Here is a 19,466-nt window from a genome sequence, read left to right on the forward strand (position 1 = left end):
ACAAACCCTTACTACCAACCGAAACATGAAACAAATTCCCAATCTCTTTACCCTGCTTAATCTGGTGCTGGGTTTCCTGGCCATCATTGTGATTCTGCAGAATGGGATCACCATCGCCAATGGCCCAACCGGAGAATACCTGATTGATATGCCGGAAAAAATCTGGATGGCTTCCCTATTCATCGGACTCGCTGCCGTGGTTGATTTCTTCGACGGCTTTGTAGCCCGCCTCCTGAAAGCCAGTTCTGAAATGGGGAAGCAACTCGATTCCCTGGCCGATGTGGTGAGCTTTGGAGTGGCACCCGGTTTAATCCTGTACCAATTTTTGCGGCTGAGCATGGCGAAGGAAATAAATGGATTGGATGCTTCTATCCTGTGGACCCTGCCTGCTGTATTGGTGCCCTGCGCCGCCGCCTACCGCCTGGCCCGATTCAATATTGATACCCGCCAGTCCTATGGGTTTATCGGTGTTCCCGTTCCCGCAGTAGGTATGGTGGTGGCTTCTTTTCCACTCATGTATTGGAGTGGAAATAATGAAGCGATTACTTCCCTGTTCACCAATAAATGGGCGCTTTATGCCATCATTCTTGTACTCAGTTATCTGATGGTGAGCACCCTTCCCATTATGGCATTTAAATTCAAAAATTTCAGCATAAAGGATAATTTGTCCAGGTACCTGGTAATCGGATTAGCCATTATTGCTGCCCTGCTTTTAAAATGGGCCGCCATGCCCGTCGTTTTCCTCGCCTATATTATTGTATCTTTGGCCTTTAAAAACAGAACAGAATGACTTTCGCAGTACAGGTAAAAGTAATGCCGTTAAAAGAACTCCTGGATCCTCAGGGAAAAGCAGTAATGGGTGGTTTGGGAAATCTTGGTCTACAGGCAATTCAGGATGTGCGTATCGGAAAAAATATCAGCCTGCAGGTTGAAGCCAATTCTGCCGATGAAGCCCGCGCCATCGCTGAACAGGCTGCAAAAAAATTACTGGCTAATCCCGTTATGGAGCAATTTGAGATAAGCGTGAATTAATGCTGTATCTGGTTCCATCACCTATCGGAAATTTACAGGATATAACCCTGCGGGCGCTGGAGGTTCTCAAATCAGTGGATGTTATCCTTGCTGAAGATACCCGCAACTCCTCCCGCCTGCTGAATCATTTCCAGATTCAAAAGCCGCTGACGCCCTATCACCAGCACAATGAACATAAAGTGCTGCAACACCTGGTGGATCAACTGGTGGCTGGAAAAAATATGGCTGTGCTCACAGATGCCGGTACTCCCGGAATTTCTGATCCGGCCTTTCTCCTGGTACGGGAATGTATCCGAAACAATGTAAAAGTGGAAACCCTTCCAGGTGCCACGGCCTTTGTTCCTGCCCTGGTCAATTCCGGCTTACCCATTCAGCGATTTTGTTTCGAAGGATTTCTTCCGCTTAAAAAAGGAAGACAAACCCTCCTGAAAAAACTGGTTACCGAAGAACGGACCATGGTTTTTTACGAATCACCCATGCGCCTGGTCAAAACCCTCGAAGAATTGGCTGCCTGGCTGGGTGCAGATCGCCAGGCTTCTGTTTCCCGCGAACTTACCAAGCTTTTTGAGGAAAATAAAAGAGGTACCCTGGCTGAATTAGCTACTTATTTTAGTAGCAAAACCGTTAAAGGTGAGATCGTTCTGGTCGTCGAAGGGCTAAACAGTTGATTTTTAGGTTTTTCTTATCAAGAGGGATTGGATATTTGTATACTATCAAAGACCGTCATATGAGATCTGTTATACTTGGAATCGTTTTATTGACCGGAATTGCTCTAAGCTCCCCCGCAACTGCCCAGATCCGGAAAATCCCGGCTGTGGTTACAGATGCCTTCAAATACAAATACAGAAACGCTGAAAGTGTTGAATGGAAGGACAAACTTTCCCATTTTGTTGTTTATTTCCAACTCAATGGAGATAAATACGAAGCGTATTTCAAAAATGATGGCACCTGGAACGGATCGCAAAAAGAAATTACCCGTGATGATCTTCCGGAAGATGTACTGGCCGGACTGGACAAAAGCAAATACGCCGATTGGGAAATTATCGGGTATTATGAGCTGATCCAACCCAGCGACAAACTGGAATACCGCCTTCTGGTGAGCAAATCCGATCTGAACAAAAGAGACCTTACATTTACCGAAAAGGGCCGATTGGTCCGGGATAAACTTACGTTGTAAGAATTCTTATCTTACCGTTTCAGCTAATCTAAACACATCTATGCTTAGAAAGAATCTCTGGCTAATGGCCTCTTTATTGTTTTGTAGTGCCTCCATTCTCGCACAGCCCTCCCGCTGGCAACAGGAAGCCGATTACAAAATGTCCATTGATATGGATGTTAGCACCAATCGCTTTACCGGCAAACAGGAATTGGTGTACACCAATAATTCCCCTGATACACTGAAAAAAATTTATTACCATCTCTATTGGAATGCGTTCCAACCCAATAGTATGATGGATATCAGAAGCCAGGAACTCGGTAAAACAAAAATCGGCAACCGCCCTGATTGGGATGGCCGCGTCAGAGACCGGATCACCCACCTTAAACCGGATGAAATTGGTTACCAGAAAGTATTGTCCTTAAAAATGAATGGCGTAACCCAGGAATTTAAGGTACAGGAAACTATTCTGGAAGTTACACTCTCCAAACCCATCCTGCCAAAATCAAAAGCTGTGCTCACCATGGATTTTGAAGCGCAGGTTCCATTGCAGGTGCGCCGGGCAGGGCGAGATAATACCTCAACCGGTGTTCGCTATTCCATGGCGCAATGGTATCCCAAACTCTGTGAATACGATTATGATGGCTGGCATCCAAACCCTTATGTTGCCCGTGAATTTTATGGTGTATGGGGCGATTTTGATGTGAAAATCAGCATCGATCGAAGCTATATTATCGGCGGAACCGGTTATCTCCAAAATGCCAATGCAATTGGATATGGTTACGAAACACCGGGCACCAAGCCTGTTGTTCCCAACACCAAAAAACTTACCTGGCATTTTAAAGCACCGCAGGTTCATGATTTTGTTTGGGCTGCCGATCCTGAGTTCAAACATGTCGTACGTCAGGTTCCGAATGGTCCCACCATTCATGTGTTGTATAACAATAAACCCAACGATGAAAAAAACGATGCTGCCTGGACAAAAGTAGCAGATGCTGCAGTTGACGTGCTGCCCTTTATTGAAAAGCATTTCGGAAAATATCCCTACAAACAATATTCATTTATTCATGGGGGCGATGGTGGTATGGAATACCCCATGGCCACACTGGTGGCAGGTCCGGGTTTGGGTACCGCCTTTCACGAATGGATGCACAGTTGGTACCAGATGATTCTCGGAACCAATGAAAGCCGCTATGCCTGGATGGATGAAGGCTTCACTTCCTTTGCAGAAAGCCTGGTCAGCTCTTATTATGCCAGCCGCGATAAGGATAAAGCAGCCACCGTTTCTTCCGGCATAAGCACCGGACCGAAGAGAAGTATTGTGGATCCATCTATGAAGGAAAGTCCGCATGCAGGCTCCTACCAAAGTTATTTTGCCTTGGTAAGAAGCGGACTGGAAGAACCGATGACCACTCATGCCGATCATTTCGAAACTAATTTTGCCTACAGTATCGCAGCCTATTCAAAAGGAGAAGTATTCCTTGAACAATTGGGTTATATAGTAGGGGCGGACCAGCGTGATCAGATCCTGCTGGATTATTATAATCAATGGAAATTCAAACACCCCAATGTGCATGATTTTATCCGCATAGCTGAAAACAGAAGCGGAATTGAACTCGATTGGTACCAGGAATACTGGGTGAATACCACCAAAACAATCGACTATGGTATTGATAGTCTGTTTGAACAAAATGGCGCCACCAGCATCCGTCTGAAAAGAACAGGAAAAATGCCCATGCCGGTTGATGTGGTAATCACTTACCGCGATGGAAGCAAAGAATTGCACTATGTTCCCATGTACCTGATGTTTGGAGCTAAACCGGTGGAAGATCCGGCCATTCCGCGCAAAGTTTATGATGCCTGGAAATGGACTCATCCAACTTATCAGATCAGTACCAACAGAAAATTACAAGATATCAAATCGGTGGAAATTGACCCTTCTGCAAGAATGGCTGATACCAACCCGAGAGACAATAAATTGGAGTTGAACTGGTAAAGAAGTTAACTTAAGTCCTTCTATTAAAGCCGTTGTTCTTGCAACGGCTTTAATAATTTTATCCGGACAGCATTAAAGTGGTTCTGTGGAATGAGAGGTAAGGTAAGGTAAAATGATTAACAATATTTGAGGCATCCCATTTCGAACCTCAAAATTAGTCCTCCCAGATTCTCCTCCAATACCCCAAAGTGGGTATTTTACCCCTATCTGCCGAAGAATTTATTGACTGCTTCCACCCGATTGTTTACATGTAGTTTTTCGTAAATATGATAAACATGCTTACGTACCGTCTCCTGGCTAATGAATAACTGACCGGAGATTTCTTTATAAAGCAGCCCCTTGGCCAATAATTCAAGAATTTCTTTTTCCCGGTTGGATAATACACCAATGTTTTTTTCATTCCCAACCATGGGGTTAGTTTCTGTCTGACTTGGCCGGTTTTGAAATGCCGTAACCACTTTTCGCGCAATCTGACTGCTCATGGGTGCACCACCCTCACTCAATTCCCGAATGGATTCCAATAATTTGGCAGGAGAGGTTTTTTTGAGAATATACCCATTGGCGCCGGCAGTCAGGGCTTCGAAGATTTTTTCATCTTCTTCATAAACCGTACACATCATGAAAAGTACATCCGGATTGGCCGGCTTTAACTGCCGTACACATTCAATACCACTGATGCCCCCCAGGTTGATATCCATCAAAACCACATTGGGCTGTAAGGCAGGAATTTTCTCCAATGCCATTTCTCCACTGGCAAAACTACCCAGCAATTCGTACTCGTCCGATAAACGCACAATCTCCTCCAATGCATGCCTTATGTCATTGGTATCATCCACAATACAAACAGTTATCGCCATACGGCAAAGGTCATGGAAATTTGCCAGCCGTTCAATACTACTTTGTGGTAGTTTACAGATTATTTGTGAACGTACAAAAGGTATTTTTCCCGGTAGTAATCAAGTGGGAAAAGATCATACACTTCCAGCATTCTTGGTTTGAGGCCCGATTCCGAGATCTCCTTACCCAACTCACCCCCCTTCAAACAAATGAGTCCCGATGCCGGATAATTTCCTTCAGACGGACGCTTATTTAAAACCGGCCTTGCCCAATACCACAAATCCTTCAGCGGAGCAACCGCCCTGGAAACAGCATAATCAAATTTGCGGTCCTTTATATCTTCCACCCTTGTATGCCGGGTGCTGATATTGGTTAACCCAATGGCCGCCGCTACTTCCTTCACCACCGTCAGTTTTTTATTGATACTGTCTGCCAGCAAAAAATTCACTTCCGGAAAAAAAATGGCCAGCGGAATGCCGGGAAATCCTCCGCCTGTACCGATATCCAGCACATTGGAGCCAGGTGGTAATTCAAACGCAGCAGCAATGGCCAGCGAATGCAATACATGATTCTCATACAAATGATCAATATCCTTGCGCGATATCACATTGATCTTACTGTTCCATTCTTTGTACAGCTCATCCAGGGCACCAAGTTGTTCCAGTTGCCGGGGACTGAAATCAGCAAAGAATTCAGTAATCAGGTCCAGTTTTGACGGGGTTTTTTCCATATTGCTGGTGCAAAGATGCAATAATACAGGAACATCCAGATATCGAAGAGCCACCACCATGCCCAAAGGTCTTTTTCCTCCAGTTTTTGCATGGACTTATACTGGATGATACCCTGGGAAATAAAACGCAACCCGAATATGCCCAAAACAATTCGCCAGTCTGAAAAAATCAGCGCAGCAATAAATGCGGGGTAATATAAAAACAGGCTGAGTGAATAGGTGCCAAGTAAAAATTTAAACTTATTGCTGTAATATTTTCCGGTTGAATAATGCCGCTGTTTCTGCCGAAACCAGTCTCCAAATGTTTTTTTCGCTTCTGATTGGGTAAAAGCTTCCGGATCCAGCACTACCGCAGTATTTTCTTTTGTGGCTACTTTATGAATAAATAAATCATCATCGCCTCCCGGCAAATGATTGATGGAAGAAAATCCTTTATTGCTGATAAATAACTGCCGCTTATAGGAAAGATTTCTTCCCACACCCATATACGGCATACCGGCCAGTGCATAAGAGATATACTGTAAAGCCGTATGATAGGTTTCGAACCGGATGAGTTTATTGAGTAGTCCGGGTTTTTTCACATAGGCACCATATCCCAATACCACTTCAATACCCGGCTCATAGGCATTCTGCATTTTGTACAACCAGTGTTCCGATGCGGGTACACAATCAGAATCGGTCAGTAACAAAATCTCATGATCCGCTTCCTTAATGCCAATTGACAAGGGATATTTTTTGCCCGGAATCCCCTTGGCCTCATGTTCCAGGTTTACGATTTGCAAACCTTTAAAGGTCTTTTTGAATTCTTCCAATAAATAACGGGTATCATCCTGACTGTTATGATTCACCACAATCAATTCATGGCTCGATGGGTATTGCTGAAAAAGTACACCGGGTAAATTCCTTGCCAGATTACCGGCTTCATCCCTCGCGCAAATAATTACAGAAACAGGATGCGTCTGCGACTGCTCCCGCTCTTTCCGGTTGAAAAAAGCCAGACGACTGAATATTCCCCAATAATAGAGGAGTTGTATTAAACTAACGGTACTGAACAGCACAAGGCTGATCAATCCCCAATTAAGGTTGAGCTGCTGTAAATCCATAAACATCCACGGTTGGTCTGGGTTAAGACGCAGGCGGCGAAATTAAGATTAATTACCTTTGCTCCCCTTATGGCAGCACTTTCATTTCAACTCTGTGGAAAAGATGCGGGTTCAAAGGCCCGCGCAGGCTTGGTTACAACCGATCACGGCACTATCGAAACACCCATATTCATGCCCGTTGGTACGGTAGGCAGCGTAAAAGCCGTGAGCCAGCAACAATTGCAGACCGATGTGGATGCGCAGATCATTTTGGGCAATACCTATCACCTCTATTTACGACCCGGACAGGAAGTATTGGAAGCGGCTGGCGGACTCCATCAATTCATGGGCTGGAATCGTCCCATCCTGACCGATAGCGGCGGTTACCAGGTTTTTTCACTGGCCGGAAACCGAAAACTGACCGAAGATGGTGCCCTTTTTCAAAGCCATATCGATGGCTCCAAACATCTTTTTACCCCCGAATGGGTGATGGACATCCAGCGTTCTATCGGGGCCGATATCATCATGGCATTTGATGAATGTCCGCCTTATCCAAGCGACTATACCTATGCGAAAAAATCAATGGAGCTCACCCATCGCTGGCTCGATCGCTGTTTCAAACGACTGGATGATACCCCTGATAAATATGGCTATACGCAAAATCTGTTTCCCATTGTGCAGGGCAGTACCTATAAAGACCTGCGCCAGGCATCCTGTGAATATGTGGCGTCAAAAGGAGCTACTGGCAACGCCATTGGCGGACTGTCGGTAGGAGAACCTGAAGAAATGATGTACGAACACGCTGCACATTGTTGTGAATTCTTACCTGCTGATAAACCCCGTTACCTCATGGGGGTGGGCACTCCCTGGAATATTCTGGAAAATATTTCTCTTGGTATTGACATGTTTGATTGTGTAATGCCTACCCGAAACGGCCGGAATGCCATGTTGTTTACCAGCAAAGGCGTTATCAATATCGATAATAAAAAATGGGAAAAAGATTTCAGTCCCCTGGATGTTGGTATTGGTTCCGCTTTCAGTCAGTATTACAGCAAGTCCTATGTTCGTCACCTGGTGAAATCAAAAGAAATCCTGGCCCTCACTATCGCCAGTGTTCATAACCTCACCTTTTACTTATGGCTGGTGAAAGAAGCAAGAAAGCATATCCTGGCCGGAGATTTTACCAGCTGGAAAAACGAGATGATCCCGGTATTGAAAACCAGGTTGTGAAAGCATTAACCAATTTTCAACTAGATTTGACCGCTGCAATAAGCAAGGCATGAAAATCCTCGACTGGTATATATTCAAAAAGTTCATGGTCACCTTTCTGTTTGCCATCCTTACCATTACGGTAATTGCGGTGGTGATCGATACCAGTGAAAAAACCGATGATTTTGTAAAATCCGGACTACCATTCTCCGGCATCATCACCCAATATTATTTTGGTTTTGTTCCCTTTATTATCTCGATGATTTTTCCGCTCATCGTGTTTATTGCCGTTATCTTTTTCACTTCAAAAATGGCCGCTCGTTCAGAAACCGTAGCCATACTGGCAACCGGAATTCCCTATCATCGGTTTTTGCGGCCTTATTTACTGGGTGCTTTTTTATTGGGCGGCATCATGCTTTGGGCCAATGCCATGGTCATTCCCAGAGCCAATGAAATTTACAGCAAATTCAAGATCACCTATATCGATAAAAACAGTTCTTATACCTCTGGTGCAGGCGGAAGCAGAGATTTTTATTTTCGTTCCGATACCATCACGTTCGTGGGTATGAAATACTATGATACCCTGAACAAATCTGCCAGTAATTTTTTTCTGGAACGTATTGATGGCAATCAGGTGGTCTATAACCTGCGTTCAGATTATATCCGCTGGGATACCGCTACCAAAAAATGGCGGGTGGAAAATGCAGTGGAACGTAAAATTGACGGACTTGTGGAAACCGTTGTGAAGCATCCGTATATGGAAGTGGACCTCAACATGAAGCCGGAAGAATTACGCCGCGATGATTACCTCAAAGACAAACTCAGTTCCTTTGAATTATACGAGTTCATCAAACGGGAAGAAACCCGGGGCACAGAAGGATTGAATACCTATAAGGTAGAATTCCACCGTCGCCTGGCAACCCCTGTTTCCGTTATCATCCTTACCCTGATGGGCGTATTTGTAGCAGCCCGAAAAACCAGAGGTGGTTCCGGTATTCAACTGGCATTCGGTATTGTATCCGCTGCCTCCTTTGTTATCATGGATAAATTCTCTACCGTGTTTTCAACCAAGGGAAATTTTCCACCTGTGCTGGCTGCATGGCTACCCAATCTCATCTTTTTGGGAGTGGCCTGGTTCCTGTATAAAAAAGCTCCCAAGTAATTCGTTATTACCGCTTTTTAATCGTTTTCTAACGCAACAGAAGTCAATTTTTATTTGTTGTACCACAGACAATAGCTAATTTTATAGGTTATAGCCCGGCGAATAAGTTGTCGTACACATATATAAAAACTTCTTAATGGGAAGCTACAAAGAAAAATTCAAAGAAAAGGCAGACTTGGCCTCAGCAGAAATCAAAAACCTGCTGAAAGAGCATGGAAATAAAGTGATTGGAGAAGTATCCCTGTCGCAGGTTTACCAGGGAATGCGGGGTATTACCGGACTGGTAACAGAAACTTCTTTGCTGGATTCACAGGAAGGCATTCGGTTCAGAGGATATTCCATTCCCGAATTGCAGCAGAAATTACCAAAAGCAAAAACGGGCAGCGAGCCTTTGCCAGAGGGACTGTTTTATCTCATGTTATTCAATGAGCTGCCAACAGAAGAAGATGTGAATGAAATGACGGCCAAATGGCAACGTCGTTCCCATGTGCCTACACATGTATTCAATACCATTGATGCACTACCGCTTAGCACACATCCCATGACCATGTTTGTGATCGGCATCATGGCCCTCCAAACCGAAAGCAATTTTGCCAAGGAGTATGCAAAAGGGATGAATAAAAAAGATTACTGGGAGCATACGTTTGACGATGCCATGGACCTGATTGCACGCCTGCCGCGTATTGCAGCCTACGTATATCGCCGTAAGTACAAAAACAACGAACATATTCAGCCGAATGGCCTGCTCGACTGGTCGGGCAATTTTGCCCATATGATGGGTTATCAGGATGAAGGCTTCAAGGAATTGATGCGTCTCTACATGACCATCCATGCCGATCATGAAGGCGGCAACGTATCTGCCCATACCACCCATCTGGTAGGATCTGCCCTGAGTGATCCTTACCTGAGTTTTGCGGCGGGTATGAATGGTTTGGCGGGCCCCTTGCACGGACTGGCCAACCAGGAAGTAATCAAATGGATTTTTGAAATGCAGGAATCCCTGGGTACCGATCATCCTACCAAAGAGCAGATTGCCACTTATGTGCAGGACACCCTGTCTTCCGGTAAAGTGGTGCCGGGTTATGGTCATGCGGTGCTTCGTAAAACCGATCCCCGTTTTGAAGCACAGATGGAATTCGGTAAAAAACATATGCCGGAAGATCCCCTCTGCCAGACGGTTTGGAATGTGTACGAAACCGTTCCACCCATCCTGCAATCCCTTGGCAAGGTGAAAAACCCCTGGCCAAATGTGGATGCGCATTCCGGTGCCCTGCTGGTACACTATGGACTGAAAGAATACGAATTCTATACCGTTATGTTTGCCGTAAGCCGCGCGCTTGGGGTGATGGCCAGCCTGATCTGGGATCGTGCCCTTGGATTCCCGCTGGAGCGCCCGAAATCAATCACCACCGAACAGGTGAAACGCTGGCTGAAAGGAGAGGACCAGGTTTGGGGGGATTGAGGTGAAGGAGGTGAAGGAGGTGAATGAAGTGAAGGGGGTGAAGGAGGTGAATAGTCAATAGTGAATGGTGAATGAATTGTGAAATCCGGAGCAATCCGGATTTTTCTTTTGGTAGAATAATGTTTAAACATTAACTTTACATTCGATTTAAACATTAACTATAAAAAAGTAAAACTTAAAGCAATGGCAACCTGGAAAATAGACCCAAGTCACTCAGAGATTACATTTAAAGTAAAACATCTGGTAATTTCAACGGTATCCGGAAAGTTTACCGAATTTGAAGGAAGTCTGGATGCGGAGAAAGAAGATTTCTCAGATGCGAAAATTCAGTTTTCGGCAAAGATTGATAGTATCACAACAGGAAGTGAGCAGCGCGATGGCCACCTGAAATCACCCGATTTCTTTGATGCGGCCGGTCACCCTGAAATGACCTTTAGTTCTTCTTCCCTGAAACATATTTCCGGATCCGATTATGAACTGACCGGAGACCTGACAATCCGCGGCACAACCAAACCCGTAAAACTGAAGGTAGAGTTTGGTGGTACACAGGATGATTTCTATGGCAATACAGTGGCCGGTTTTGAATTAACTGGTAAAATCAATCGCCAGGAATTCGGACTCACCTGGAGTGCGGTTACAGAAGCGGGTGGGGTAGTAGTATCCGACGAAGTGAAACTGGCAGTGAACGTGGAACTGATCAAACAGAAATAAGGCAGGCTACAAACAGCAGGTAAGGCACACACTATATACCGATCCGGATGCAGATCCGGGTCGGTTTTTTATATCTGCCAGATTTTTTTGCTGAATGTTGGCGGCGGCTCTATATTTGCACTCCCGCAAAGGGAAGTTCTTATCTCAAGGGGAATTAGCTCAGCTGGCTAGAGCGCTTGCATGGCATGCAAGAGGTCACCGGTTCGACTCCGGTATTCTCCACAAAAAAGCCCTGGATAACAGGGCTTTTTTAATAAGGGTTAATCAATAGTTCAGCAGGCCGTTCTCCCGCAATATATTTTTTAAGATTACTATCTGTGCTATCCAGGCAAATGGCAAATTTTTTAAATTGCATCTTTAGTCCACACTGGTTCACTTGCTCACCCGCTGCTCAAGTTCCACGCCATCTCTTGTATGCTTGAGGGTCACAAAATCAGCAGTACTTTCAAGAATCACATAAGTTGCCGTTTCGCTGTATGCTTTTACTTCTTTGGCAGATAGCAATTCATAGGTGCCATAAGATGAATGGATGCTTCTTAACAATTCCGTAGGCAGTTGTTCTTTGCTGAGGAGGGTTAGTATATAATTCAGCCTGCCTTTGGGATCAAATCCCGCCTGTACTTTTTGTCCCTGGTTTTGAAAAAATACGACCTGTCCTTTGGCAAGCGGACTCCATTTTATTTCTCTGGCTTCCGGAAATAAACGGCTAAATAAATTCATTGCAGCAATGTTTGGGATAGTTGAAACAGCAACTGAATGTTCTTCTGAAACCGGCATTTCAGATTCGCCGCCCATCGCTTTTGCTGAATGATTGGCATATTGTGCCTGAATAGTTGAAAAGCTGATTACAAGAAGAAATAAAACAAACGCGCGCGCGCAGTAGAAGGTTTGAACTGACATAAAAGGAGGGTTTAAGGGTTAATGAATCCCTGGTTAGTGCGGTATAAATGTACCTCCCAATACAGCCGAAAGGCTGTCAGAATCGCGTCAAATCCAATCAAATTTGAGTCAAACCTGCTGTGTTATCCATTCGGATGGCGTTACACCATACTGTTCTTTAAAGCATTGACTGAAATAAGAGGGACTGCTGAATCCGGTTTGATAAGCCACCGAAGAAATATCTGATCCCGCTGCCAGCAGGCTCGCCGCTTTTTGTAATCGGCGCAGGCGGATCAGCTCATTAGGCGTACTGTTTATGAGCGATTTCAATTTGCGGTTCAGGGTGCTTTTGCTCATTCCCGTCACTTTACACAAAAAATCAACTCCCATTTCATTGTCATCCAGCCGGGTATCAATTTCCTGATAAAGCTGCAACAGAAAGGAGTCGGTTATTTTTGGAACGGGATCGGATGCTTGGGCAAGCTGCAGCTGCTGTTGAAACCAATCCCGCTGTTTTTGCTGTAATCGCAGCAAATTGCCGATCCGCAGTTTCAGCTCTTCCAGATTAAAGGGTTTGGTAATGTATTCATCCGCTCCCAACGCCAGTCCCTTTAATACAGATTCATGGGCTGCTTTGGAGGTAAGCAGAATAAATCCAATATGGTTGGTTCTGTTATCGGCTTTACAATGCTGGCAGAGATCAAAACCATCCATGCCCGGCATCATTACATCGCTTATGATCAGATCGGGTAATTCCTGCAGGGTGCTACTCCAGGCATCCAGTCCATTCCCTGCCTGCAGGATCCGGAAATCCTGTTGCAGACTTTCCACCAGAAAGGAGCGCAACTCTTCGTTGTCCTCTGCTATCAGCAAAAGAGGCTGCTCTCCATTTGCCAACAAAGCTTTTGCAGATGAATCCGTCCGGTTTGGCGAAAGAGCCGGTACTGTACCCAAAATCCGTTCCATTGGAACTACCAGGCTAAAACTTGTTCCAACTCCCGGTGCACTTTCAAAACTGATCTTGCCTCCCATTAATTCAGTCAGTTCTTTCACCAGTGATAAGCCAATTCCGGTGCCTCCAAATTGTCGCATGGCCGAATCATCTGCCTGGTAAAATCTTGTAAAGATCCTGGACTGTTTATCGATTGGTATACCCAATCCGGTATCGCTTACAATCAGTTGAATGCGTTCAGCATCCGGCCCTGAAAGTTCAACGTTGATCTGTCCATTTGCCGGAGTAAATTTGATGGCATTACTTAATAAATTATTTAAAATCTTTTCCCATATTTCCTGGTCAAAAAGGTAATGGCCTTCAGCCCGGTGGGAATGGAAATTCAGCCGGATATTTTTTTGCTCCGCCAATCCCTCAAATGGTTCCAGACAGTTGCGGGTAAATAGTAAAAGATCACCCGCAGTTCTCACCACTTTTAATTGTCCGCTGTTCAATTTGGAAAACTGTAAGAACTCATTGATGAGTCCCAATAATTGTCTGGAATTTCGCTGAGCGGTTTTTACTGCACCAATTGCATCGGGCGATAAGGAGGGATCTTTCTCCAGTTTTTCAAGCGGTGTCAGAATCAGCGTTAAGGGCGTTCTGAATTCATGTGTGATATTGCTGAAAAACCGGTCTTTCAATTCATCCATTTCCCTCAACCGCATTGCTTCTCTTTTTTCAAATGCAAGGGTTTGTTGCATTGATAAGCGACGCTCCCGATAAATAAAATACCAGCGAAACAAAGCGCCTGTAAGTAATGCGTAAATCAGATAGGCCCACCAGGTAGCCCAGATCGGCGGATGAATCCGTATACCAATTTCTTTTACCGTCTCACTCCATTGTCCGGAATCATCTGTAGCATTGATGCGAAGGATATAATTGCCGGGCGAGATGGCTGAATAGGTGGCTGTATTCGAATGGCCGTTGTCAATCCAATCCTCATCAACACCTTGTAATTGGTATCGGTATCTTGTCTTTTGGGGTTGATTATAAAATAAGGCAGCAAATTCAAAGCGCAGGTAATTTTTATCATACGGAAGCTCAATAGTAGTTAAGCTGCTCAATGATTCCTGAATCAGGGAGCCAGGAATTGTAACATCCTGCGGCTCATTATTGATATGTAATCCCGTCAAATGAACCGGTACCTTTCTGTTTACTGAACTATGCTCGAACGCAGCCGGATCAAAAATGGTATAGCCTTCCAGTCCGCCAAATGCCAGTCTTCCATCCGGGAGTTGAAATTTATGGGCGCGATTGAATTCATTTCCTGCCAATCCATCCGTTTTTTCAAAGGCAGTAACGAATGCTGTTTTCGGATCGAAACGGAAAATTCCTTTATTGGTACTGCACCAGAGCTTGCCTGATTTGTCTGGCAGGATGCAATAGATCGTGTTGTTGGGGAGTCCGTCTTCCATGGTGTAAACCCGTTGTAATCCATGCTTGATATCCCAGAGAATTAGTCCGGCACTGCGTGAGCCTATCCAGAATTTGGTTGAATCAGTTGGATCAGGACAAATCTCCGTTAATGTTTTTGGCAGGATTCCATTCTGCTGCTGTTCTGCAAAATGACCAATGATTTTAGTGCCATCGGTTTGAAGCAAACCATGGTCATAGGTACTTACCCAGATAGAATGTCCAATGTATTTGGCATCGGCAAATTCTATCGTATTTAGTAAATCTGGACCAACAGGCAGCGGCTTGGGTACCGCTTCGGGATCTGCCCAGCTATACCATCTTCGTTCTTCCGGAACATAGGCCCACAATTCATTATTGGGCATACTCACCAAAGCACCATAGGTAATTTTTTCCGGAACATGTTTAAAGGGGTGAAATTTGGTTCCATCATGTTGGTACAGCACGCCCTTATCTCCCCAGCTATTGCTAAAATAGCGGTTCCCTTTTTTGTCAACCGCCTGCCGGAAATAATAACCAATGGAGCGATCCTTCCAGAAAGATGGGAACTCAATTGGTTGGCTATCCATGGCGCCCAACAGGTCCACCATAAAACTAGTGGTATAGGGATAGGATTCAAAATGCAGGGCTTTCAAATCTATTTTCAATAAGCCCTGAGCATTAACACTGACCCAGAGCACATCGGTTCGGTCAATATAAAAAGCGCTGATGCGTTCAGGCTTACCGGTATATTCCCATAGGAGTTCCAGTTGATCAGTTTCGTTTACCCGAAAGATGCGGCCGAAATCTTCAAAGTATACCCGGCCTTTTACATCGGTAAGCAAACTGCTATACCCCTGCATACTTTTCGGATGCGGGGGAGGGATTTGGATGCGCGTGCTGGTCTTTTTATTGACATCGAGCAGGGTAATGGTTTCGTTGCGTAAAATGGCTACCCGATTATCACCGGTGCAGGCAACAGAAAATTTTTCAAGGAATTCAGCATCCGTTTGTTTCAGTTCTTTGATAAAAGTCGGAAACCTTTGAAAGATAAATTGCCTGCCGTTGGAATCGCTGACTGCCACGCCGGTTTTATACACGACAAAAATTTCTTTATTGGCAGCCTCTGCAATTGCAAGAATAGTATCACCGGCAGATAAACCTTCCGAAGGGGAGGCGTACCTGATTTCGTTGGTGAAATAATTCATCCAGCCGATGCCATCGGTTCCGAACAGGAAAAACAGGTTAGAGCCGGAGTTGCTGACCTGTTTGGGTATTTGTCTGGCGCCGGGGAGTTGGCTTATCTGATTCCGGGTGGTATTTCGCCTGGCTTTAAAGCTGCGAACATCAAATTCATCGGCGTGGAAAAGGCTGTAATAAAGGGTGAGCGAATTATTTTGCAGCTTGCCTCTGCCAACAATTACACTGCTGGCGATGCTGTTACTGTCAGCCGGATTGTTCCTGAAATTCCGGAAACTCCGGCCGTCGTAGCGGCTCAGCCCGTCGAGGGTGCCAATCCATAAAAATCCGTCATCATCCTGCACAATACTGGAAATATAGCTTTGTGGCAGGCCATCATCCACCCCAAAATGTTGTTGGTTGGTGGAGAGCCGTTGTTGCGGAAATGCTACAATTGCAAGGCAATTGAAAACGATTATCCAGCTAATGAATGAGCGGTTGGTTTGCATTTTAAGACGTCAGACAGGTGTTAGAACAGTATTAGAACAATCTGGTAATAGGTGTCAGACACATGTCTAAGAATGTTCTAACACCTGTCTGACACCTAATATAATACTTTCAGTAATGTCAAGTGGGAAATTACCCTAATGGCGATTAGCTTTGCCATTATGGAAGACCTCCTCCTGCACCCTGATTAACAACATAGGTTTAAGTATAACTATCAATTCATTGTTATGGATGCATTAGATAATCTGATTTTTGCAACATCGCAAAGCCCCCTGCAGTCAGGAGAAAGAATTACAAGCCGTTTTATAAAAACGCCCTTCGATAGTTTCATCCCCGGGTTAATTAGTACGGATTCATTTAATCCGGTTTTTGGATTTTCAGTTCCGGATAAACAAACATTCACGAGTTATGCCGACAACTCAATTTTTGATGATGCCATTCAAAGGCATTGGTACGATATCAATGGAAACGGTATTCCGGGTTCATTTGCAGAGAAGTTCCAATATAAGTGGCCGGGACTTGGAATTCTTTCCGATTTTACTCAATCTTCTACTTATCATCTGATGTATGCTTACCTGATTGAAAACACCAGGATACTGCAGATTTTTGAACAATTGATTGAAAAATATTTTAATGATGAAGTGTTCGGAATTGCACCCGACAGTGTTTGCCAGTGGATGTTGAATTCAAAAAAACTCTTTTTCAAAGACGAATCCTCAGGTTCAGGTCTGGTCAAACCAAATTCCGAATCAAGCCGGCGAAATGCATATTACAGAATGTTCGGAATGGACCTCGCATTTGATGCTCCCTATTACAAAGCAAAAACAGCTAACCTGCAATTTATCCCCTTGTTCGAAAAATACCTTACCGAAATTTGGAAAGGTACGGATCTCAATAACCTGGTTTTGATCGCTTCTCAACTAAAAGAAATATTGAAAGCAAGAAGAAACTTATCATTGATAGAATTTAAATCTGTGATAATGGCAAACTGGTTTGCTTTTATTATTTCCGAAAATACCGACCTGGTGAAATTTTTAAATTGTCAGGCACCAACCATTGGAGATCGACTGATTAAGATTGGTGAAAAGGTAGGCATACCTGCCCATGCTAAATGCCAGCATTTTTTCGAAATGGCAGAAGCAGCTTCCAATATTTTGAATCTAATTGAAATTGGTACTTACCTGGAGAATAGCACAAATGTAAAAACCATGTTATCCAGCCTGGACCGGGGAACTTTACCCAGTATCAACAGTGATTATATGCATTCCTTTCTCATCGTTATTAATAATTGGGAAAAAGCAACGGGACATAAAATCAAAAACCCGGATTCCGATACCATTTAGGGTAATTTCCAATAAATGCCTGGTAACCACCGCGTATTGGCAACAGCAGCTGAATTGTAGTTTAGTTCAACGCTAATTGCCTACTATGATAAAGTCTTGCCGATACCTTTTTTTACAGATCAGTTGCATACTGATCTGTATTTTAAATTACAACCTTCCCACCCTCGCGCAAATCACCGAAAGACCCAGACCCGAAAGCTGGAAACAACTCATTAAAGGCGCAGCGTTTAAAGACCGGTTCCTTCCCATGCCTTCCGGTAAATTAAGCAGCGCTACCTGGGGAGGTTCAAATGTTCTGCCCCGTTACATCGATAATGGTATCGAAGACCGCGAACGCTCCTATTGGGGTGGTAATATCCTCAAAGGCACAGATGGATTATATCATCTCTTTGTTTGCGGATGGCCCGAAAATTCCCCCAAAGGCCATGCCCAATGGCCGCGTTCCATTGTCTACCACACTGTCAGCAATAACCGAATTGGTCCGTATAAAATAAAGGATACCATTGGTGCCGGACATAACCCCGAAATATTTCAATTGCAGGATGGCCGATATGTGCTCTACTGCATCGACAAAAATTATATAGCTGCATCCCTGAACGGTCCCTGGCAGGAAGGGAAATTTGAATTTGATCCGAGAGATCGCCCTATTATAGAAGGATTATCCAATCTAACCTTCGCCAAACGATCCGATGGTTCCTATCTCATGATTTGCCGGGGTGGAGGTGTATGGATCAGTCAGACGGGTTTATCGCCTTATCGGCAGGTATCCAATAAACGAACCTATCCGGATGTGGCAGGTGAATTTGAAGATCCCGTGGTATGGAGAGATTCCGTGCAATACCATATGATTGTGAACGACTGGCTGGGAAGAATTGCTTTTTATCTAAGATCAAAAGATGGAATAAACTGGGTAACAGATCCGGGAGAAGCCTATATACCTGGCGTCGCATTTCATGATGATGGAAGGGTAGAGGACTGGTTTAAATTTGAACGCATCAAGATCTTCCAGGATGAACAGGGCCGTGCCATCCAGGCCAATTTCGCGGTGATCGATACACTCAAAAAAGAAGACAAAGCAAGTGACCGGCACAGTTCTAAAAACATCTCTATACCCCTGAATCCGGGTGTATTGATCAGTTTACAAAACCCCAGATTGCCCGCAGCAGGTGAAACCATACAAATAAAATTAAGGGCCGAAAAAGGCTTTAATCCGCATACCGATATAGATCTGAATTCATTACGGTTTGGAACCAATGAACAAGTCAATTTCGGGAAAGGATCCAAAGTCACAACTACCAAAAAACAGGGGCGAGATCTGATCCTGATCTTTAGTGCCGAGGGGCACGGATTAACCAAAGATGAGTTTGCTCCGAAGCTCATTGGAAAGTATAAGAATGGAAAACTCTTGTTTGGCTACACAAAAGTTCCCTGGGTGCAATATGAACCCGGTATCCTGTCTGCCCTGCGCCCGGTTTTCATTAAAGAAATGAATTCAACATCCATCAGCATCCCGGTAGAGAACTTTGGATTAACAACATCCCTGCCAGCCAATTTGGTGATACAGGTAAAAACACCAGATGGACTCAAAGAAATTGGAAAATCATCCGTTTCACCTATCCAGCCTTATGGAAAATTAACCTTACAACTTTCTACCGCTTATCCATTTGAAAAAGGCAGGGAATATGAGTTGGAAATAATCATTTCAGATGCCGTTCCAACAACTCCTCCGTTTGTAGTTAAAGCAATTCCATTCGAATGAGAATTTCACAACCTTTTTTTTGACCATAGATCCGAA

Annotated in this window: 16 protein-coding genes and 1 tRNA gene; 12 read left to right on the top strand and 5 right to left on the bottom strand. The window is 44.4% G+C overall.

Annotated elements, in window-relative coordinates:
• Window positions 1-25: 25 nt before the first annotated feature.
• Genes pssA through B2746_RS08735 form a run of 5 tightly spaced genes read left to right on the top strand, consistent with a single transcriptional unit; the run spans window position 26 to window position 4,184 of the window.
• Window positions 26-790 carry a CDP-diacylglycerol--serine O-phosphatidyltransferase gene (gene pssA / locus B2746_RS08715; protein WP_290792465.1) on the top strand — a complete coding sequence of 255 codons (765 nt, stop codon included), beginning with the start codon at window positions 26-28 and terminating at the stop codon, window positions 788-790.
• On the top strand, window positions 787-1,032 hold the full coding sequence (gene purS / locus B2746_RS08720; RefSeq protein ID WP_290792466.1) for a phosphoribosylformylglycinamidine synthase subunit PurS: 246 nt from the start codon (window positions 787-789) through the stop codon (window positions 1,030-1,032). The genes pssA and purS overlap by 4 nt, the downstream gene beginning before the upstream one ends.
• Window positions 1,032-1,700 (top strand): 16S rRNA (cytidine(1402)-2'-O)-methyltransferase, encoded by a 669-nt coding sequence (gene rsmI, locus B2746_RS08725; protein ID WP_290792467.1) that lies wholly within the window; start codon window positions 1,032-1,034, stop codon window positions 1,698-1,700. Before purS ends, rsmI begins: the two co-directional genes overlap by 1 nt.
• A gap of 59 nt (window positions 1,701-1,759) precedes the next feature.
• Complete coding sequence (locus B2746_RS08730; protein ID WP_290792468.1) at window positions 1,760-2,209, top strand: PepSY-like domain-containing protein; 450 nt, start codon at window positions 1,760-1,762, stop codon at window positions 2,207-2,209.
• A gap of 40 nt (window positions 2,210-2,249) precedes the next feature.
• Entirely contained in the window at window positions 2,250-4,184 is a 1,935-nt protein-coding gene (locus B2746_RS08735) for a M1 family metallopeptidase (protein WP_290792469.1), read from the top strand.
• Between the two features lie 203 nt (window positions 4,185-4,387).
• Here B2746_RS08735 and B2746_RS08740 read toward each other — a convergent pair whose 3' ends face one another.
• The 3 genes from B2746_RS08740 to B2746_RS08750 are packed head-to-tail and all read right to left on the bottom strand — an operon-like array spanning window position 4,388 to window position 6,854.
• Window positions 4,388-5,041 (bottom strand): response regulator, encoded by a 654-nt coding sequence (locus tag B2746_RS08740; protein ID WP_290792470.1) that lies wholly within the window; start codon window positions 5,039-5,041, stop codon window positions 4,388-4,390.
• Window positions 5,042-5,100: 59 nt separating this feature from the next.
• The gene (rsmG, locus tag B2746_RS08745; RefSeq protein ID WP_290792471.1) at window positions 5,101-5,751 is read right to left on the bottom strand and encodes a 16S rRNA (guanine(527)-N(7))-methyltransferase RsmG; all 651 of its coding nucleotides are present in this window, start codon (window positions 5,749-5,751) and stop codon (window positions 5,101-5,103) included.
• Entirely contained in the window at window positions 5,721-6,854 is a 1,134-nt protein-coding gene (locus B2746_RS08750) for a glycosyltransferase (protein WP_290792472.1), read from the bottom strand. Before B2746_RS08750 ends, rsmG begins: the two co-directional genes overlap by 31 nt.
• 69 nt (window positions 6,855-6,923) lie before the next feature.
• Here B2746_RS08750 and tgt point away from each other — a divergent pair, with 69 nt between their 5' ends.
• From tgt to B2746_RS08775, 5 genes are all read left to right on the top strand, one after another.
• Entirely contained in the window at window positions 6,924-8,063 is a 1,140-nt protein-coding gene (tgt, locus tag B2746_RS08755; protein WP_290792473.1) for a tRNA guanosine(34) transglycosylase Tgt, read from the top strand.
• Window positions 8,064-8,112: 49 nt separating this feature from the next.
• The gene (locus B2746_RS08760) at window positions 8,113-9,204 is read left to right on the top strand and encodes an LptF/LptG family permease (RefSeq protein ID WP_290792474.1); all 1,092 of its coding nucleotides are present in this window, start codon (window positions 8,113-8,115) and stop codon (window positions 9,202-9,204) included.
• 136 nt (window positions 9,205-9,340) lie between these two features.
• A complete protein-coding gene (locus B2746_RS08765) occupies window positions 9,341-10,666 on the top strand; it encodes a citrate (Si)-synthase, eukaryotic (protein ID WP_290792475.1) in 1,326 nt (441 codons plus the stop codon).
• A gap of 183 nt (window positions 10,667-10,849) precedes the next feature.
• Window positions 10,850-11,377 (top strand): YceI family protein, encoded by a 528-nt coding sequence (locus B2746_RS08770; protein ID WP_290792476.1) that lies wholly within the window; start codon window positions 10,850-10,852, stop codon window positions 11,375-11,377.
• Between the two features lie 148 nt (window positions 11,378-11,525).
• A tRNA-Ala gene (locus B2746_RS08775) sits at window positions 11,526-11,599 on the top strand.
• 150 nt (window positions 11,600-11,749) lie between these two features.
• On the opposite strand, the gene B2746_RS08780 is transcribed toward B2746_RS08775, so the two are convergent.
• Window positions 11,750-12,277 (bottom strand): hypothetical protein, encoded by a 528-nt coding sequence (locus B2746_RS08780; RefSeq protein WP_290792477.1) that lies wholly within the window; start codon window positions 12,275-12,277, stop codon window positions 11,750-11,752.
• Window positions 12,278-12,385: 108 nt separating this feature from the next.
• Window positions 12,386-16,330 carry a hybrid sensor histidine kinase/response regulator transcription factor gene (locus B2746_RS08785; RefSeq protein ID WP_290792478.1) on the bottom strand — a complete coding sequence of 1,315 codons (3,945 nt, stop codon included), beginning with the start codon at window positions 16,328-16,330 and terminating at the stop codon, window positions 12,386-12,388.
• 225 nt (window positions 16,331-16,555) lie between these two features.
• Here B2746_RS08785 and B2746_RS08790 point away from each other — a divergent pair, with 225 nt between their 5' ends.
• Both B2746_RS08790 and B2746_RS08795 read left to right on the top strand, forming a co-directional pair.
• Window positions 16,556-17,671, top strand: a complete 1,116-nt coding sequence (locus tag B2746_RS08790; protein WP_290792479.1) for a hypothetical protein — start codon at window positions 16,556-16,558, stop codon at window positions 17,669-17,671.
• Between the two features lie 85 nt (window positions 17,672-17,756).
• On the top strand, window positions 17,757-19,430 hold the full coding sequence (locus B2746_RS08795) for a glycoside hydrolase family protein (protein WP_290792480.1): 1,674 nt from the start codon (window positions 17,757-17,759) through the stop codon (window positions 19,428-19,430).
• The last annotated feature ends 36 nt before the right edge of the window (window positions 19,431-19,466 follow it).

It is taken from the genome of Flavihumibacter sp. UBA7668, from assembly GCF_002483205.1.
Lineage (GTDB): Bacteria > Bacteroidota > Bacteroidia > Chitinophagales > Chitinophagaceae > Flavihumibacter.